This is a genomic window from Pseudoalteromonas sp. 2CM36K (assembly GCF_023161865.1).
GTDB lineage: Bacteria > Pseudomonadota > Gammaproteobacteria > Enterobacterales > Alteromonadaceae > Pseudoalteromonas > Pseudoalteromonas tetraodonis.
In genome coordinates this window covers 84761-103751 of the sequence record NZ_JALNTK010000013.1, presented here as the reverse complement: position 1 = coordinate 103751, position 18991 = coordinate 84761, and the positions used below count along the sequence as shown (strand labels likewise).

The 18991-nt window shown below is 40.8% G+C and carries 15 protein-coding genes; 7 read left to right on the top strand and 8 right to left on the bottom strand.

The features are described from left to right. Positions 1-642: 642 nt before the first annotated feature. The gene (locus MTN97_RS09845) at positions 643-1257 is read left to right on the top strand and encodes a trimeric intracellular cation channel family protein (RefSeq protein ID WP_024601286.1); all 615 of its coding nucleotides are present in this window, start codon (positions 643-645) and stop codon (positions 1255-1257) included. A gap of 34 nt (positions 1258-1291) precedes the next feature. Next, entirely contained in the window at positions 1292-2803 is a 1512-nt protein-coding gene (locus MTN97_RS09840; RefSeq protein ID WP_036980878.1) for a YifB family Mg chelatase-like AAA ATPase, read from the top strand. Here MTN97_RS09840 and MTN97_RS09835 read toward each other — a convergent pair. Together MTN97_RS09835 and MTN97_RS09830 are read right to left on the bottom strand one after the other, a co-directional pair. Next, positions 2800-3504 carry a response regulator transcription factor gene (locus MTN97_RS09835; protein WP_013463763.1) on the bottom strand — a complete coding sequence of 235 codons (705 nt, stop codon included), beginning with the start codon at positions 3502-3504 and terminating at the stop codon, positions 2800-2802. The two genes, MTN97_RS09840 and MTN97_RS09835, sit on opposite strands and share 4 nt — an antisense overlap. Before the next feature lie 164 nt (positions 3505-3668). Then, entirely contained in the window at positions 3669-6161 is a 2493-nt protein-coding gene (locus tag MTN97_RS09830) for an alpha/beta hydrolase family protein (protein ID WP_248474289.1), read from the bottom strand. 84 nt (positions 6162-6245) lie between these two features. Here MTN97_RS09830 and MTN97_RS09825 point away from each other — a divergent pair, with 84 nt between their 5' ends. After that, complete coding sequence (locus MTN97_RS09825) at positions 6246-7313, top strand: hemolysin family protein (RefSeq protein ID WP_028835911.1); 1068 nt, start codon at positions 6246-6248, stop codon at positions 7311-7313. On the opposite strand, the gene MTN97_RS09820 is transcribed toward MTN97_RS09825, so the two are convergent. Beyond that, on the bottom strand, positions 7310-8524 hold the full coding sequence (locus MTN97_RS09820; RefSeq protein WP_248474288.1) for an EAL domain-containing protein: 1215 nt from the start codon (positions 8522-8524) through the stop codon (positions 7310-7312). The genes MTN97_RS09825 and MTN97_RS09820 overlap by 4 nt on opposite strands. A gap of 178 nt (positions 8525-8702) precedes the next feature. On the opposite strand from MTN97_RS09820, the gene MTN97_RS09815 reads away from it, so the two are divergent. Continuing rightward, positions 8703-9719 carry a metalloprotease gene (locus MTN97_RS09815; RefSeq protein ID WP_248474287.1) on the top strand — a complete coding sequence of 339 codons (1017 nt, stop codon included), beginning with the start codon at positions 8703-8705 and terminating at the stop codon, positions 9717-9719. A gap of 39 nt (positions 9720-9758) precedes the next feature. Here the strand turns inward: MTN97_RS09815 and MTN97_RS09810 are convergent, their stop codons facing one another. Both MTN97_RS09810 and MTN97_RS09805 read right to left on the bottom strand, forming a co-directional pair. After that, positions 9759-11069, bottom strand: coding sequence for a short-chain fatty acid transporter (locus MTN97_RS09810; RefSeq protein WP_248474286.1), 1311 nt, complete (start codon positions 11067-11069; stop codon positions 9759-9761). A 170-nt stretch (positions 11070-11239) separates the two neighbouring features. Further along, complete coding sequence (locus MTN97_RS09805; protein ID WP_248474285.1) at positions 11240-12187, bottom strand: chemotaxis protein CheV; 948 nt, start codon at positions 12185-12187, stop codon at positions 11240-11242. A gap of 165 nt (positions 12188-12352) precedes the next feature. Here MTN97_RS09805 and MTN97_RS09800 point away from each other — a divergent pair, with 165 nt between their 5' ends. Together MTN97_RS09800 and MTN97_RS09795 are read left to right on the top strand one after the other, a co-directional pair. Further along, positions 12353-13420: a potassium channel family protein gene (locus MTN97_RS09800; protein ID WP_248474284.1), complete on the top strand. Its 1068-nt coding sequence runs from the start codon at positions 12353-12355 to the stop codon at positions 13418-13420. Next, positions 13420-13611, top strand: a complete 192-nt coding sequence (locus MTN97_RS09795) for a hypothetical protein (RefSeq protein ID WP_013463775.1) — start codon at positions 13420-13422, stop codon at positions 13609-13611. The genes MTN97_RS09800 and MTN97_RS09795 overlap by 1 nt, the downstream gene beginning before the upstream one ends. Before the next feature lie 21 nt (positions 13612-13632). Here the strand turns inward: MTN97_RS09795 and MTN97_RS09790 are convergent, their stop codons facing one another. Then, positions 13633-14664 (bottom strand): hypothetical protein, encoded by a 1032-nt coding sequence (locus tag MTN97_RS09790; protein ID WP_036980898.1) that lies wholly within the window; start codon positions 14662-14664, stop codon positions 13633-13635. Positions 14665-14790: 126 nt separating this feature from the next. Beyond that, positions 14791-15246 carry an EVE domain-containing protein gene (locus tag MTN97_RS09785; protein WP_013463777.1) on the bottom strand — a complete coding sequence of 152 codons (456 nt, stop codon included), beginning with the start codon at positions 15244-15246 and terminating at the stop codon, positions 14791-14793. 83 nt (positions 15247-15329) lie between these two features. On the opposite strand from MTN97_RS09785, the gene tesB reads away from it, so the two are divergent. Further along, positions 15330-16187, top strand: coding sequence for an acyl-CoA thioesterase II (gene tesB, locus MTN97_RS09780; RefSeq protein WP_069440208.1), 858 nt, complete (start codon positions 15330-15332; stop codon positions 16185-16187). 50 nt (positions 16188-16237) lie between these two features. Here tesB and plsB read toward each other — a convergent pair whose 3' ends face one another. Next, complete coding sequence (gene plsB / locus MTN97_RS09775) at positions 16238-18676, bottom strand: glycerol-3-phosphate 1-O-acyltransferase PlsB (RefSeq protein ID WP_036980905.1); 2439 nt, start codon at positions 18674-18676, stop codon at positions 16238-16240. Between the last annotated feature and the right edge of the window lie 315 nt (positions 18677-18991).

Below are 18991 nucleotides of genomic sequence, written 5' to 3'. Positions count from 1 at the left end.
GTCGGTTCAAATCCGGCTCCCGCAACCACTGAAATAACATGTTTTATTAAATCGACACGCCTAAAGCGTGTTTTTTTATGCCTAAAATTCAGTGAAATGGATAGCTCGTCGGTCTCAGCTCTCCATTAGCCAGCAAAGGTTGTCGGTTCAAATCCGGCTCCCGCAACCACTGAAATAACATGTTTTATTAAATCGACACGCCTAAAGCGTGTTTTTTTATGCTTAAAATTCAGTGAAATGGGTAGCTCGTCGGTCTCAGCTCTTCATTAGCCAGCAAAGGTCGTCGGTTCAAATCCGGCTCCCGCAACCACTGAAATAACATGTTTTATTAAATCGACACGCCTAAAGCGTGTTTTTTTATGCTTAAAATTCAGTGAAATGGGTAGCTCGTCGGTCTCAGCTCTTCATTAGCCAGCAAAGGTCGTTGGTTCAAATCCGGCTCCCGCAACCACTGAAATAACATGTTTTATTAAATCGACACGCCTAAAGCGTGTTTTTTTATGTCTAAAATTCATATTCCCTCATGCTATTTTTAACACGTATACCTACTGTTCTTTTCTAATTCTACTTTTTGAAAGTGTTATTGCTGAATATTTAGTATGCTATGCGTTAAACTCTTTAAAACTTTTTGTAAAAAAAATTATGACTGAACTCTATCATTGGTTTGATTTAATTGGCGTAGCGGTATTTGCTATATCGGGCACCTTGGTTGCCTATGAAAAGAAAATGGATGGCTTTGGTGTGGTTGTGCTTGCAACCGTTACGGCTATTGGTGGCGGTACTGTTCGCGATGTGATACTCGATCAACCCGTATTTTGGTTACACGATCAAAGCTACTTCTATGCTATTTTAGCCGCAGTGCTTGTTACAACACGACTGATCAATAAACAAAAATCGATTCCTTATTATGTTTTACAAACAGCCGATGCATTTGGTTTAGCCTTTTTTGCGGTAATGGGAGCACAAAAAGCGCAATTGGCCGGTATGCCTGATATGACGGTTATTATTATGGCGGTGATCACCCCCTGTTTTGGTGGATTGATTCGCGATGTGCTTGCCCGCGATATTCCTATGCTGCTCAAAGGTGAGCTCTATGCTATTACCTGTATTGCTGGTGGTATCGTGTATACGTTAGCTATAAACCTATCTTTAACGGTGGAAGTGGCGATGATCTTGAGTATGTTAATGACCTTATTGCTGCGCTTTTCGGCCATTAAATGGAAGATTATATTACATGTTTTTAAATATCCTGACTAAACTGGTTTAATATAGCAGTTAACTAGGATAAGGAATGTCATTAGCCCGTATATTTTCTCGCGCACAAGTAGGAATTAATGCCCCCGAGGTTATGGTTGAAGTGCATTTAGGGAATGGTTTACCTGCATTTCATATTGTCGGCTTACCCGAAGCATCGGTTAAAGAGGCCAAGGATAGAGTACGCAGCGCCCTTGAAAACTCTCAATTTGGATTTCCCGATCAACGTATCACCGTTAATTTAGCTCCTGCCGATTTACCAAAAGACGGCGGGCGGTTTGACCTTGCGATTGCGGTAGGCATTTTGGTCGCATCGGGGCAAATAGTCTGCCCTGATATTCATAAGTATGAGTTTTATGGTGAGCTTGCACTTAATGGTGAAATACGTGCAGTGAATGCTATTTTACCCTCAGTGCTTGGAGCTAAAGAGCAAAACCGTTGCTGTTTTCTTCCTCTTGAAAACGATAGTTTGGCCAGCCTTGTCAGCGGTGTAAAACGAAAAGCGGTAAGCTCTATACAAGAGGTGTGGGGAGACTTACTCAACCAACAACCTTTACCATTGAATATTACCTACCCTGACTGTACCCAAGCGCCAGACTTTTTACTCGATTTAAGTGATGTAAAAGGCCAACCCGGTGCTAAACGAGTACTAGAAATTGCTGCCGCAGGTGGACATAACCTACTATTTTTAGGACCACCAGGAACCGGTAAATCAATGCTTGCGCAACGAATGTCTACAATAATGCCAACCATGTCAGATGATGAAGCCATTGATACTGCTGCTTTGTATTCCATTATTGGCCACTCAATCGATTTAACCAATTGGCGTCAGCGACCATTTCGAAATCCTCATCACACTTGCTCTGCCGTTGCGCTGGTAGGCGGTTCGTCTAACCCTAAACCCGGTGAAATATCGTTAGCGCACAATGGTGTATTATTTTTAGATGAGCTGCCTGAATTTGAGCGCAAAGTACTGGACTCGTTACGAGAACCAATGGAAACCGGAACCGTGACGATTTCGCGCGCGGCAAGACAAATGGAATTTCCGGCACAGTTTCAGCTTATTGCAGCACTTAATCCCAGCCCGACTGGGTGCCATCATGATAAACGGGCGACCCCTGATCAAGTGATGCGTTATTTATCGCGGGTATCGGGACCGTTTATCGATAGAATTGATTTGCAAATTGAGCTCCCTAGACTAAGCAGCGTGGAGCTACAAAGTACGACTGCAGAAGAAACCAGTGCTGAAGTGAGAGCGCGAGTAGAAGCGGCTTATGCAATACAATTAAAACGCCAAGGTAAAGTGAATGCGCGGCTAAATAACAAAGAAATGAGCTTATACTGCGAGTTACCCGCTGCGGAGCTACAGTTTTTAGCTAGAGCAAGTGAAAAGCTGGCGTTATCGCCGCGCTCTTATCATAGAGTGATAAAAGTAGCGCGTACCATTAGTGATTTAAAAGGCGCGCCACAAATTAGTTTAAATGAGCTTAAAGAAGCACTTAATTATCGAGCATTTGAGCGTTTATTATCGCAGTTAACCCAATACTAAATAGATAGCATATAGCCTTTACCACGCACGGTGACGATGCGTTTTTGATCTTTCTCATCGTTAAGCTTTTTACGTAAACGACCCACTAACACGTCTACAGTACGATCGTTGGGGCTCCAATCAGGCTGGCCAATTTCTTCTGATATTTTTTCACGTGAAGTGGCTTTACCGGCATTGCCGATTAAACAAATAAGCACTTTATGCTCTGCCTCGGTGAGCCGTGATTCAATCCCACTGGCTGTAATGAGTGTGCGGTTATCTGGATGGAGTTTAAAATCTGCGTATTCGATAAACTCTTCACTGTCATCGTCGTGTTGATTGTTTGCAATACGTTTGTATAAAGCGCGCATTCTCAACTCAAGCTCGAGTAAATCGACAGGCTTGCAAATATAGTCATCGGCACCTTGAGCAAGACCAGCAATACGATCAGCTTGTGAGTCACGACTCGATAACAAAATAACACCAATATCGGTGAGCGTATTTAACTCTTTGGCAAGTTGTAAACCATTGCGCTTTGGCAGCACAATATCAATAATTGCCAAGGAAATAGCACTGCGCTGATTTACACGGCTTTTAACCATGCTTAAAGCATCGGCACCCGTTGCGTCAACGTCAATAGAGAACTCGGTATTTATAAAATGATTTTGGATGCGCTTTACTAGCAGCTCGTCATCTTCAACCAATAAAACATTTATTGCCATAGTCTGTTATTTTTTTAATAGTAGCCTTGCATGTTAGCATTATTCGTTACATGCATAACACAGAGTTTAATTTTTTCGGTAACTTTATATTACAAAAAAGAATAATCAAATTACTTTTATATAGCGCACTTTTTATAAATTATTTTAAGTGCGCATTTAAATGATTATTGGCCGTACATTAAATCCCACCATTGTGGTTCATTTTTTAACTCTTTATCAAAGTAAGCCAACATGGTGTTCCACCAATTAAAACGCTTATCGCGTGCAAATATTTGATGATCGGCTCCTTTGTACTCAATCATTTCAACATCTTTATTTAGCAGTTTTAGCGCGGTGTACATAGTTAAGCTTTCACCTACTGGCACATTCGTATCGCTGTCACCATGAATAAGCAGTAATGGCGTGGTCACTTTATCGGCATGAAACACTGGACTATGTTGGCTATAAAGTTCAGAGTTATTCCACGGGAAACTATTTTTAGAGGCTTCGCCTGAGTATAAATACCCCCACCATCCTTCACCCCAGTAAGAAGTTAAGTTTGAAATTCCCGCATGAGCAATAGACGCGCTGAACATATCGGTTTTAGTAGCAAGCAGCATCGTCATAAATCCACCGTAAGATGCTCCTAAATTACCGACTTTATTTCTGTCTACAAAATCATATTTAGCTAAAAATGCCTCTGTGCCTTGCATAATGTCATCGGCGGTATAATCGCCCCATGCATTGACATGTTGCGCTGAAAACGCTTGTCCAAAGCCCGTTGCACCAGTTGGCTGTACAACATAAACCACATAGCCGTTCGCTGCCCATAAATTAAAAGGGTAACGCCCTGTAAATCCACGAGTCACAGGTGAGGTGCCACCATAGTAATAGACCAGAGCAGGGTGCTTTTTAGTTTTATCAATATTACTTGGCAAGTAAACACGACCAGATATTTCTACGCCACGCTTATTGGTAAAGTTAAATTCTTCAAGCTTAGGAATCGTGGTATTGGCATATGCAATCGGGTTTGAATCCCAGATTAACTCCACCTTATTTTTGCTTACGTCAAAGCGCTTGAGTTGTTGGGCGCTTGAAGCATTACTGCCAGAGAGCAGTAGCTGGGTATTGCGAGTATTTGAAAAACTAAACTGTTCTACAATATCAAACCCTGTATCTAACTTTTTAAAGCGTTGTTTACTAAGATCATATAAATACAGTGGTTGGGTGTCTTTTTCTGTCACTTTGATTAATGCATCGCCATTGCTTAGTACTTCCAATGTGCCAATCGCAGGGTCAAATTGTTTACTTAACGCTGTTACTTTTTTAGCGCTATCGGTTAGTAAATACAGCTGGCCATCATAATTATTCGCCAGCATGGTTTGCGGTAGTACTCTGCCTGCGCCATTTTTAAAATCAGGGCCTGCAACAACATAAATATTGTTTTCGGTATATTTCGCTTGATTAAAGGTTTTAAACTTACCTAACGATTTTATGCTGTTGGATTTTAATGTAAGTTCAACCAGCTCAGTCTCTGGATGGGTTGAGGCTTGCATGGCCATTACTGGACGACTCATTAATAGTTTTCCACGGTTGCTATTAGCATCTTCAAGTTGATGGCTTAATACGCCTTCGGTCAGGGCTTTGGTTAAACCACTTTGGGTATCGAGTAAATATAATTGGCTAACCGTACGGGCGTAAGACCAACGGTCTTGCAAGCCTTTATGATGTTTAGTGAGGCGATTGGTTTCTTCAGGTGATTTGGACCAGCTAAAAAGAATACTATTATCGTTGTAATAGCTAAAGTTGCTTGCCCCCTCAAGGCCTGAGGCTAAGGTTTTTATAGCGAAAGTTTTACGGTTTAACTGCTTTAACTCGCCGTTGAGTAAATAGACTAAAAATTGATTATCAGGACTCCAAGTGAATTGGCTAGGCTGCGCTTCTTCAAATCGGTATACCGTTTGGTTATTAGTATTTTTAAGCTCGGTTGTGGTAATGGCGTCGTTGCCTGTTTTATCGCTGTAACGCTTTGTTGTACTTAAGTAATGCTTAGCATCAGGTGACAAAGACAAGCCGCTAATAGTTGGGGCGTCAAACAATTGCTTAGCCGATAAGCGCTTGGTTTTATTGGTGGTTAGGGTGACAACATCAGTGTCTGCTTTTGGTACAAACTCTAAGGTGACATCATTCCAATTAGCAACCTGTTGAGCAATGACAATAACGGTGTGTGAGCCGTTATTTAAAGCAAGCTGATAGCGTTGGTTTTCACCACTTTGTTTCTCACCGTTTATAAAAACCTGGCCTTGCTCTATTCCTTTAATGTTTAAGGAGCCTTGAGTAAATCGGTTAGTTTCAATATTAAATTTAAGTGCTTGTAAACCGCCTAAAGTAAGCGCGTTAATTTTATCAAGTGGTTGCCACTTGTGCTTTTTACCAAACACAACAAAGCTTTCTTTGTTTGATTCAAGTTGTGCAAGCAGATTACTAATAATCACGTCGCTATACGTTGTTTGAAATGGCTTTGCTTGCATGTCTTCTGCAAGAGGCCCGATAAACTGGATTTTTGATTGATCGAGTGGGGCGGCTAAGGTCGTTATACTCAAACTACTTAATGTGAGTAGGGCTGCCAAGTGAGTAAAACGTTTTGCGTAACGATGCCAAGGTGCGCTTAAATTCATTGCTATGCCTATTATTATTGGAGATTTGGCCAAATATAGCATGTATTGTTATGATGCTCATATATCCAATTTAGAGGAAAAAAAGTGACACTATTAATCGTTTACATGGTTACAGCGATTGTGATTTCGTTTTTGTGTTCTGTCATGGAAGCGGTGCTATTGAGCATTTCACCTAGTTATGTTGCGCTGCTTCGTAAAGAGCGGCCAGTACTGGCTAAGCAACTAGAGAAGCTAAAAAGTAATATCGATCAGCCATTAGCGGCTATTTTAACACTTAATACTGTTGCACATACTGCCGGTGCTGCGGGCGTGGGCGCACAGGCTGCCGTGGTGTTTTCAGATGCGGCTGTGGGGATTGCGTCTGCGATTATGACTTTATTGGTACTGGTGTTATCTGAAATTATTCCTAAAACGCTGGGGGCTAATTATTGGCGTGCTTTAACGCCTAGTGTGACTTATGGTTTACGTATTTTGGTACTAGTCCTTAAGCCTTTTGTTTGGGCAGCACAAAAGCTAACTAATTTGATGGGCCAAAAGCATAATGAGGCCTATTATATTCGCCAAGAAATAGAAGCAATGGCCGACATTGGCAGTGAGTCTGGGGCGCTTCATGCTGATGAATCAGAAATCATTCGTAATTTGCTGCACTTTAGGCATGCAAAACTAACCGATTTAATGACACCGCGTACGGTCATTTTTAAAATTCATAAAGACCTTACCGTTAATCAATACTTGAGTGAACACGGTTCGTCGTCATTCTCTCGAGTGCTAATTTATGACAAAGACGCTGACGATATCATAGGCTTTGTACATAAAAACGATATTATGTTGGCATATCATCGGTTAGGCACAGATTACAAAATTAGTAAGTTAGTTAAACCTATCTATACGGTACCGAGCACCCAAAACGTATCGTCGTTATTACAAACATTGCTCACCCAACGTACCCACATTTGCTTAGTGATTGACGAATACGGTGATGTGCAAGGAATTGTAACGCTCGAGGATATGATAGAAGCGTTAATGGGCTTAGAAATAGTGGATGAGCGAGATCAATCAACCAATATGCGCGCCGTAGCAAAGCAGCGTTGGCACCAGCGTTTAGCTGATAGTGAGCATATAGTCAGCGCCGACGATAATGAATCTCGTTAGCTGTTTTTTGTTTTAGCAGCTGTTTTTATCCAGTGTTGTGCCCACGAGATAAATTCAGTTTTTGCCTTTGGGCAACTAAATAAAAAGCCCTGTATAGCTAAATTTGTTTGATAATGCTTAAGGTAGGCCAGCTCTTCGGGGCGTTCAACGCCTTCGGCCACTAGCTCAAGCTGCTCTTGGGTTGTCATATTAATTAGTGAACTGACTACCACTTGAGAAAACTTATCGGTTTCTATGTGGCTAATAAAAGAGCGATCTATTTTTACTTCTGTAAATGGCAGCTGTTTCAGTTGGTTAATATTAGTAAAACCAATGCCAAAGTCATCGAGTGAAATACCAAAGCCGAATATTCTTAATCTATTTAAGGTTTCGAGTTGAGTGTAGCTTGAAAGGGCATGCTGCTCGGTTATTTCAAGCACCACATCACTGGGTAAAACATCATGTTTTTGTAGAAGCTGTAATAACTTATTGGGGCTGTTTAAATCATCTAACTGACACGGCGATAAGTTAAATGACAATTTCAAATTTGTACCCAGCTGCTCTTTTAGTTGCTTGATGTCCCCACAGGCTTTTTCAAATAGGGTAAACGTAATGTCATTGATTAAATCGCATTGCTCAGCCAGGCTGATAAAACGGCTTGGTAAAATAACTCGCTCGTCTTTACTTGAAACAATGCGAGCCAGCACTTCAACACTTTGTATTTGATTGGTGTTTATATTTATTTTAGGTTGATAGTAAGGTGTTATTTCATTATTTTTTAATGCTTTAATTAGTTTTTCTTTAGTGATTGGGCGCTCTTTTACAAGTGTGTGGCTGTTTAACTGCGCTATTTTGGTAAGTAACGTATTTACCTGATTGAGTTGCACAGGCTTAGACAGGTTGCCAATTAAATGCACATTGTGCTGTTTAGCGAGGTCAGCGGCTAGGCTGATTATTTTAGGGTCCATTTCAGAAATAATAACAATTGCACCGCAATAGCCAATTTCACCTAAGTTACGGATCAGCTCCATGCCATCCATTTCTGGCATATTAAGATCGGTAAATATGGCATCAAAATAGTTTATATCAGCTTTTACTTTTTCAAGTGCTGTAACTGCGCTTAAGCAAGTGGTGACTTCTGGCATTTCGAGCTCATTAAAAATCGCTTTCATAACAATTAAAATGGCTTTTGAGTCATCAACAACGAGTATGTTTGGCAATTGAGTTCGCATTGGTGTCCTTGGTAGTTGTAGCTTACTTCCTGTAATACTAAAAAGAGTCGCTTGAATAGTTTTTGTCAGTATTTCAGGCATTTTTACCTTAAATTATCGCTAATAAAATGATGCTAGCTCACTCGTGTTTTTTTGGTGGAAAGGTATACTAGCGCCATAATTTATAATGGGTATAACAATGATAAAAGTCGATCTTTCTTTGGCAGAGCAACCGTTTACGCTGATGATAGCCGATCAGCAAGTTGTAAAAATATTTCATGATCAGCAAGCGATAGCATTTGAAAACCCACGTGAAAATTATGTCGAGTTTATGCTTGATGAGCAGTTAATTGGTATTGATAGCAGCGAAGTAAGCCAGCAAAGCTTGGTGCTATATGTAAATAATCAGTTTGCAACTCAGTTAGCTTTACCTGCAGCAGCACAAGGCGAACCTAAAAAAGGGTTTTTAGGGCTCGCGGCGCTTGGCTTTAAATTATTTAAAAGCGCTAAGGTTGTTAAGGTGGCGCTTGCCAGTGCATCGGTAGCGGGTTATGCATGGCTGTTTACCATTGAGTTTGCGTTAATGCTGATTGCTTGCTTGGTGGTACACGAGTATGGCCATGTACGTGCAATGAAGTATTTTGGCATTAAAACCAAAGGTATTTATTTAATTCCCTTTGTTGGTGGTCTTGCTGTGAGCGACGATAAAATAACTACGCGCTGGCAAGATGTGGTTATATCACTTATGGGGCCTGCCTTTGGCTTGTTTACCTCAGTGCTAGGCGTGGTGCTTTATTACGCCACAGAAATGGAAATATTTGCAGGTGTTGCGGTACTTAGTGCGCTGCTTAATTTATTTAACTTACTGCCTATTTTACCGCTAGATGGTGGGCATGTACTAAAAAGTATTAGCTTTTCAATGCGCTCATGGGTTGGTTTAAGTGTGTGCTTACTAGGTGTGCTATTTGGTTTATGGCTTAGCTATACGTTTGGCTTGATGTTGCTGGTGTTCTTTTTGTTTGTTGGCGCACTGGAAATTGTATTTGAATGGCGGGGCCGACATTATTCCCATTTAATACCACTAGATAAATACGGCCAAGGCTTTTCAGCGGTCATGTATGCGCTGGTGGTTGCTGGCCATGTAGCAGTGATGATGCACTTTGCTGACTCTGAAAACGCGATATTAAGCTTGCCCATGAAGATTTTATCGAGCTAAATAAGTGCGGGCTGTAATATGAGTTACAGCCCGATTATATTAGTAAAAGATTAATACCAACGAAATAAACACCCCAGTAATAATCAGCTGTACCACGCAAAAGCCCATAATGTCTTTAGCTTTTAACCCTGCAATGGCTAATACCGGTAATGCCCAAAAGGGTTGAATTAAATTAGTCCACGCATCTCCCCACGCCACAGCCATAGCAACCCGCGATATATCGGCACCAAGCTCTTGTGCTGCAGGGATAACAATAGGCGCTTGTACTGCCCATTGGCCGCCACCTGAGGGGACAAACATATTAACGAGTCCTGCACTTATAAAGCTGTAAAATGGCAAGCTATCGGCATCTGCAATGGCGATAAAACCTTTTGATATTTGTTGTGCTAACCCTGTATCGACCATCACCGCCATAATGCCAGCATAAAAAGGGAACTGAATTACAATTCCTGCGCCACTCGGAATCGCTTGTTGCAAGCTATTAAGTACATTATGGGGTGTTTGATGCAGAGTGATTGCCATAAACAAAAACAGGGCAATTACGCTATTGAGGTTTAAGCCGCCACCTGCGATAAAAAAGTAATAGCCTAAGTAGGCAAGTCCGAGTAAACCAATACCCATACCTAACAGCTTACTTTGCTCTAAATGTTGCGCAGGGCGTGTTATTGTTACTTTATCGGCTAAAGTGTTCTTAAGCAGTAATGGGTCAATATAAACACTGTCTTTTTCATTCGGTAGCATATAGCGGTTAACCAGCGGCATAATGATAAATAAGCCAATCAGAATCGCAATGTTAAAGCCTGCGAATAAGGTTTGCTCGGTGCCAATAATACCCATAGTTGCCTGTGAAAAATGCCCGTCGCTGGCAATGGTTAGTGGTACGGAGCCTGCTAATCCGCCGTGCCATACTACAAAGCCTGAGTAAGCACTCGCTACTAATAGCCGGTAATCCACTCGAGTCTGTTTGGCAATCGCTTTAGCAAATAAAGCCCCAATCACTAAACCAAACCCCCAATTAAGCCAGCTTGCTAAAAGCGAAATAAAAGTCACTAAAATAATGGCTTTTGGGGCCGTATTAGCAAACGTTGCTAATTTTGTTAGTAAAATACTTATTAACGAGGTACTGGCAAGCATGTAGCCTGTTACTAATACCAACAGCATTTGCATGGCAAAGCTCAGTAAGTTCCAAAACCCGCTACCCCATGATGTTATTACCTCAAGTGTGGTTGCAGGAGTCGCTAAATTCGCAATGACTAAAGTAATAATGGTGAGCAAAATAACAAATATAAATGGGTCGGGTAAGTAGCGCTCGACGAGCTTGGTAAATGGACTGGCAACTTTATTAAGCATAATTAATAACGAGTTAGTGAAAACTTATTTGTTAATTAATCATGAAATCTTAGGATTAGCAAACACCGCTTTGAATAAACGCTCAGCAAGGCAGACTTTTTAAAGGTTGTTGATGAGGGAATGTCGCTAGCAAATACTTACCTTGGTCGGTATTTGCTAGTTATGCTCAATTAAGAATCACCAAGCACTTGCTTTAAGCGATTTTGTACTTCTTGAACGAGTAAGTCGGGCTGAAATTTTGATAAAAATGCATTACAGCCTACTTTTTCCACCATGGCTTGGTTAAAGCTACCACTCAGGGACGTGTTAAGCACCACATGTAAGTTTTTTAAGCGGTTGTCGTTACGTATTTCATAGGTTAAGCGATAGCCATCCATCGAAGGCATTTCGGCATCGGTAATCACCATTAGCAGCTCTTTTTCAACATCGCGTCCTTCATCAGCCCAGCTTTTGAGCATTTGTAGGGCTTCTAGACCGTTACTGGCAGGAATAATTTCGATGCCAAGCTGCGATAACGTATCGCTAACTTGTTTACGTGCTGTTGGCGAATCATCAGCGTGTAGTATTTTTCGCCCAGAGAATTCATTGACTATGGTTTGATCTAACACCCCTTCAGAAATATTGACCTCGTACTCAACTATTTCAGCGAGTACTTTTTCAACATCAATAATTTCTACTAAGTGCTCTATGCCGTCACGCTGCACTTTAGTCAGTGCGGTAATGTAATGATTTTTACCCACTGAGCTGGGTGGCGGCATAATGTCAGACCAGGTCATATTCATGATTTGATCAACCTTGCCAATTAAAAAACCTTGTGTGGTACGGTTATATTCAGTTATGACCAGGTTACAATCTTCACCATATTCTTTTTTAGCCATAGAAATGGCTTGGCGAAGGTCAATCACCGGAATAGATTCACCGCGTATATTGGCTACACCGGTTACCTTAGGGTGAGAGTGCGGTATTTTGCTTAAACGGGGAAGCTTTACCACTTCTTTTATTTTAAATACATTGAGTGCAAATAAATGGCGGCTATGCAAATAAAAAAGTAGCAACTCTAAGCGATTTTCGCCTACAAGCTGAGTACGCTGATCAACTGACGCTAAAACACCTGACATAATAGACCCATGTTTTTCCTCATAACTTTATAACTATAGTTTACTCTTATTTTTCTTCATAACGAACCGTGAATATTTCGATTACAGTAAAACGTTGCTTAAGTGTTATCATTTACAGTATCGTGTTACTAAATGATTTAAATAATCAATCGATTAACAAAAATTATGCATCATATTTTTAAACGTATTGTTGTGCTGTTGCGCAGCCATATTGATCAGGTAAGTTGGCAGTCAGTTGTAATAGCAACGTCTTTACATATGCTGCTTACTTGGTGCTTATTATTTATGGCAAATGAGCAGGCACTGCTTTCCCCGAGTACTTTTTTTTACTACTACACGGTAACCACTTCAACGGTAGGGTATGGGGATTTAAGTCCATCAACTGACTTAGGTCGATGGATTGTCGCATTAATACAAATACCCTTTGGTTTGGCTTTATTTGGTGTCTTGTTGGGTAAAACAGGACAAACAGTAACTTACTTAATTAGGCGCGCTATGACTGGTGATAAAAACTTTGCTCACAGTAGCAATCATATTATTATTTTTGGTTGGCATAATGCTCGTACCAAAAAAATGATCGACTACATTTTGGCTGATACTAAGCGGACAGATCGCCGTATTTTATTAGCGGTTACTGAACAAATAGAGCATCCGTTTTTAAGTAATGAGAATGTTGATTTTGCTCGCCTAACCAGTTTCACCGATTTGGATGAATTAGAACGCGTTGCCATTCGCCACGCCGATAAAGTGATTATTGATGGCCAAGATGACGACCAAACATTTACCACCGCACTGCGTATTAGTCGTTTAGTTAAAGAAGATTGTCACATAAGTGCACACTTTTTTGATGAAACGAAAGTGGAAATGTTATTAGAGCATTGCCACAACGTAGAGTGTAGCAGTACTAAATCGGCAGAGATTTTAGTGCGCTCAATGCAAGACCCAGGCTCAAGTCGTGTACAAGAGGAACTATTATCAACCTTGCATGGTGATACGCAGTTTAGTTTACAAATCCCTAGTAATGTAAAAACCATGGAGTTTGGTAAATTATTTCATCATTTTAAGTACGATCATGATGCAATATTATTAGGGGTGGCTCATAATTTAAGTGCAAAAAATATGGATTTAAATCCACCTTTAGATTACGCAGTGAATGCGGGTGATATACTGCATTATATCGCGCAAGAGCGAGTATTGAGTAATGAAGTTGACTGGCCTAGCTTGGAAAAATAATGACTGAAATTGCTTTTTTAATTATTGTTTTATGTGCTTACATTTTCCCTATTATGATAATTCTTAACAGTAAGCGTAGCCAAGGCCATGAAAAAAATGGCTGGCTAGTAGGCGCTATCTTCTTTTCGTGGATAGCGCTGATTCTTTACTTTTCAATTGTGCCCAAGCAAGGGCACGCCAAGAAAAAGTAAAGAATGAGTACCTTTTGTTACTTATTCTAATTGTCTCAGTTTATGCTCAACCAGCGGGTCGTCTGGCGCTAGCTGTTGAGCCACTTCTAATAGTTTAATGGCATCATTTGGATTTTCATCTTGATGCTTAATGGCTACGTCTATTAAAGGTTGAATATCAATTTTTTCTTGGTGCTCTTGCACGTGCGCTGCTTTTTCGTCGATTAAAATAGTGTGAGCGGTACTTAATAACGCTTGACGATGCGGCGAATTAGCATTGGCTTTATTAAGTTTTTTATAATAATCCTCTTTTAAACGCAGTGTTTTTGTTTGTAACCTAAATTGTGCAATGTCGATTTGTTGATTAGCAATAAAATCAACAGCCACTTGTTTATAAAACCCAAACTTATTTAAATAGGTGGTATGGGTGCCGTGCCCCATCCCAAACACGCGTAAGTGAGTGAGCTGCTTATAGCGTTTAGCATGTTGGCGGTCAATGCGGTTGGTTGGGTCGTAAATAATGTAGCCCTCTGCATCCCCTAAATCTAAATCATGGTAGTCACCTTGCCAGTCATATTGCTGGGCAATGTCGGTACTTGAGCGGTCATCCCAAGGGGCGATAAGTTTGTTTTTAGTGCTAACAGGATGGAAAAGCAGCACTTTGTCGAGTTTGAGTAATTTAGCAAATGCACCCACAGCAAAGCCGCCACGACTAAGTCCATAACCTAGCTTGGTTTCAAAAGGAGAGAGTAGGGTTGATAGTTGCTCAATAAAAAAGATTAAATTGCGGTTACGAAACCAATTACTTTTACCCAAATGCTGAAACGCAATAATATTAACGTTTTGCTTTTGTGCTAAATGATAGCCCCAAGGTGCAAAGTCTTCGTTCAAATCACGCTCTTGTACATCAGTACCGGCAGGTGAAAAAGTAAAAAGCAGGGGTTTGTTGAGATCAACAAAGTGATATTTTACATACACATCACCGAGTAAATCCCCACTAGAGGTAGGTAGTTTTGCTTGCTTCTCATTATCGCTGAGAGTTAACCATTCATCTAACCAGTATAGTAATTTCATTTTTCCTCCAGTGCGCACAAGCTGCAGATCATAGCAAATCTGAGGGCATAAGAGAAATTGAGCCAAGCTATGCTGCGCTGGTGGAGTGCCTTTTTAATGGTAAAATGTATGTTACCTTTGCGACTACTAAGCCATGTTCAAAATTTCATTCCAGTCATTTTCGGTCACTGGCATGACTGATAAACGCCCCCCTTTTTTAAGAGCAATGTCTGTCACTGACTCATTTGCCTTAATTGCTTGCAAGCTCACTATGCTACTGAGATGAGAATGGTAGGTTACTTCCACCACAAACCAACGGGGGGTCTCAACGGTTGCTTTGGCATCATAATAATCGCTACTTAAATCAAACTGAGTTGGATCAGGGTAAGCGGCTTTAGTGACAATTCCTATTCCCGCAACACCAACCTGTTTACAGCTAGAATGATAAATCATCACTAAATCACCTTGTTTAACATCATCGCGGATAAAGTTACGCGCTTGGTAGTTTCGCACGCCTTCCCATAACGTGGTTTGTTCAGGGGCATACTTTAAGTCATCAATTGAAAAGGCGTCGGGTTCGGTTTTAAATAGCCAAAAAGCCATATTAGTTTTCCTCACTCAGTGTGTTGGTATTTTTCCAGTATTGTATAGTATCATTTAGAAATTAGGGGATTGAGGAAGAAATAATGAGCCAAGTATTAGATGATTTATTGTCGTTGTTATCACTTGAAGAAATTGAACAAGGTTTATACCGCGGACAAAGCCAAGACTTAGGTTTTAGAGCGGTGTTTGGCGGTCAAGTTATGGGGCAAGCGCTTTCAGCAGCCAAAGAAACACTGCCAGCGGGGCGAATTGTTCACTCATTACATTCTTACTTTTTACGCCCTGGCGACGCTGCAAAACCGATTGTGTACGATGTAGAAGCTATACGTGATGGTAAAAGTTTTAGCACTCGACGTGTCAGTGCGATTCAGTACGGTAAACCAATTTTTTACATGACGGCGTCGTTTCAAGGTGAAGAGCAAGGGTTATCGCATCAAGCGACCATGCCAGATGTTCCAGCTCCTGAAGAGTTACGTTCTTCATTAGAGTTTTATCAAGAAAATGCACAGCATATTCCAGAAGCTATCCGTAATAAATTTATTCGTGAAATGCCGATTGAAATGCGCCCAGTGAATTTTCATAACCCCTTTAAACCAGAAGCCATTGAACCAGTAAAACATATTTGGTTTAAAGCCAATGGCGATATGCCTGACGATCAACGTATTCATAACTATTTATTAGCGTATGCGTCCGACTTTGAATTTTTACCAACCGCATTACAACCACATGGCGTGTCGTTTATGCAGCCGAATATGCAAGTGGCGACGATTGACCATGCTATGTGGTTTCATCGTCCGTTTAGAATGGATGATTGGATTTTATATACTATTGATAGCCCAAGCGCGAGCTCAGGAAGAGGGCTGGTACGTGGGCAGTTTTTTGACCGCCAAGGAAACTTGGTAGCCTCTACTATTCAAGAAGGGGTAATGCGCCAGCGCTAATCCTAATACCCACTATATTGAATACCTTCAATATAGTGGGTATGGTTTTTTTACTTGCATTGAGCGTGCACAATATCTGTTATTGACTGCCAAATACGTGCCGGTAATAGCGTTTGTAGTTGCTTGTAAGTCTCGCACAACGCTGGGCTGCCTTGTAAGCCACTGTCTGATTCACTAATCAGCTTTTGTTCGCGTAGGTTTGAAATAAAGCTACTGAGTACCTTCTTATCAAAAAACTCTGGCGTTTTAATGCCATGTAACGTACCCAAGCGCTGCGCCAGCACATAGCTTTCACGTTCAAGCTCTGCTTTTTCAATCCCTTGGCTGGTTTGAATAAAGCCAATCACAATCGCATAACGTTGCAAAGTAAAGCTCAATGCACGACCGAGCATTTCGAGTTTGGCAAAGCTATCGTTATTTTGAGTCACTTTAATGTTATCACCATCAAGCGCAATTAAGCCTTGATCACTAAAGTTAGTTAAAATACGAGTAACGTAGCTCTCATCTAACTCTTGCAAGTACCACTCTTTAGCAAACAATGGATAAAAAGATTTCACCAGCTGATGGCACTGAGTTACGGTGCTTTGATGTTGCTTAAATAAATGCAGCGCCACTAAACTAGGCACCGCAAAAATATGCAAAATGTTATTACGGTAATAGTTGAATAAGGTTTTTTCTTTATCGCTTATCGCAATTATTTCGCCAAACTCATCACTGATCACGTCAAACTTGTTAAGTTTTAAGGCATGTTCAAGTAGCTGCTCTGGTGTTTCATCTGGTGCGGTTATTTTACTGCTATAGCTTGCTTCACGTTGCAATCGTAAGTAAAACTCAAGCTGAGCTAACAGCTTTGGCTTACTCAATGCCTGCTTATCGTTTACCAGCAGTATCATCGCCAGTAGGTTAACAGAGTTAAGTGCGGCGGCATTGTTAATTTTAACCATAACCTGATCAGCAAGGTTAGCCACCTGCGGCCCTAACCATTGTGGTTTTTGCACATCGGTTGCATGAATTGATTCACGCCAGTCAGGCTGGTTATCATTTAAATACTGATTGATAGAAATAGGGTCGCCAAAGTTTAAATAACCACGACCATAGTTTTTTAAATTTTTAATTGCTTTAAAAATACCTAATATCGACTCGCCTTTTTTATCGTTCCCAGCCAGCTCTTTTAAATAGGTATTGATTTCCATGACGTGCTCGTAACCAATATATACCGGCACAATAGATATCGGTCTGTCTATACCGCGTAACATGGCTTGCATTGTCATTGCGAGCATGCCGGTTTTAGGGGGTAGTAAACGTCCCGTTCTGCTGCGCCCACCCTCGGTATAAAACTTTACCGAGTAACCTTTGATAAATAACTGGCTTAAGTATTCTTTAAATACCGCTGAGTAAAGTTTGTTACCAGCAAACGAGCGGCGAATAAAAAACGCGCCACTGCGGCGGAATATGCCACCGGCTGGGAAAAAGTTTAAGTTAATACCCGCTGCAATATGCGGTGGAACAAGCCCTTGATGGTAAATAGAGTAGGTCAGTAGCAAGTAATCCATGTGACTACGATGACACGGCATGTAGATTATTTCATGGCCTTTGTTGGTTAGGTCATGGATTTGCTCGGTGTACTTTATATCAATCCCATTATACAGCTTGTTCCAAAGCCAGGTTAATATGCGATCGGCAACGCGAATGGTGGCGTCGCTGTAATTAGCAGCAATTTCATCAAGAAGCTTTAATGCGTTTTGTCGCGCTTGGGCTTGGCTAATATTTTTTTCAGACGCTTCAGTTTGAATCGCTTTTTTTATCGTTGGGGATGCCAGTAGTGAGCTAAATAATTGATCTCGTGATGGGATTTTAGGCCCTGTGGCAGCCAGCTTCTGGCGCTTAAAGTGTACTCTAGCTACGCGAAGTAGTTTATGCGGAAGCTCATTTACATCGGCTTTTTCGTTCACCAATAGTGATAAATCGAGTGGTTGGCTAAAACGAATAAAGTTGTCTCTCCCTGAAAAAAGTACAACAAATATTTTTCTAAACCAGCTGGGCGTAAGTGAGTGCGAAAGTAAAGTACTCAGTCCTGGCTTCTCTTTACCCGGCGCTCTGCCCCATAAAATAGTCACAGGCACAACCTGCACATTTTTTTGGCCACTATATAATAAATGTTCAATGATTTGCTTGCCCTGATCTAATGCGTTGGTAGGCTTTTCTTTATTACCAAATAACGGTGGTGGGTTTTTAATGCCAATAAAACGATCTAACGCTTGGTCACCTAACACTTGCTGCTCGGTAGGGTCGGGCAAGCCATTTCGTTTACATACGCGTGCGAGTGCCGCTAAATCAAAGCGTGAATTTAAACGCACTATATAAAAGGTCGGGTTTTTAGGGTTTAACTCAAATTGCTCTAACGGCTTCTCCGGCAGTACTTTGCTTTTAACAAACAAGCGGCTAATACCACCAGAGATAAGATTTAAACCATAATTTAAAATACGCATTGACTCACCATAAGAGAGTAGTTACCCAAATCAATATGGGTATATAACAGCAAAATTAGCGCATAGGATAACATATTATCTAAAAAATCCTCTGCAGATTAATCGACAAGCTATGACATTATAGTGACATCATCACTTCCATTACGTTCACTATTGATAAACTTGACTGTTATTTAAACGACAATTACAAGGCAATTATGTCTAAATAGTTGTTGCATTTATCACCAGCATCATTATAATACGCAGGCTTTCAAAATTCCCTCGGGAACAAGAAAGAATAAATTAAGCTTGGATTTCAAGCTAATAAACAGGAGT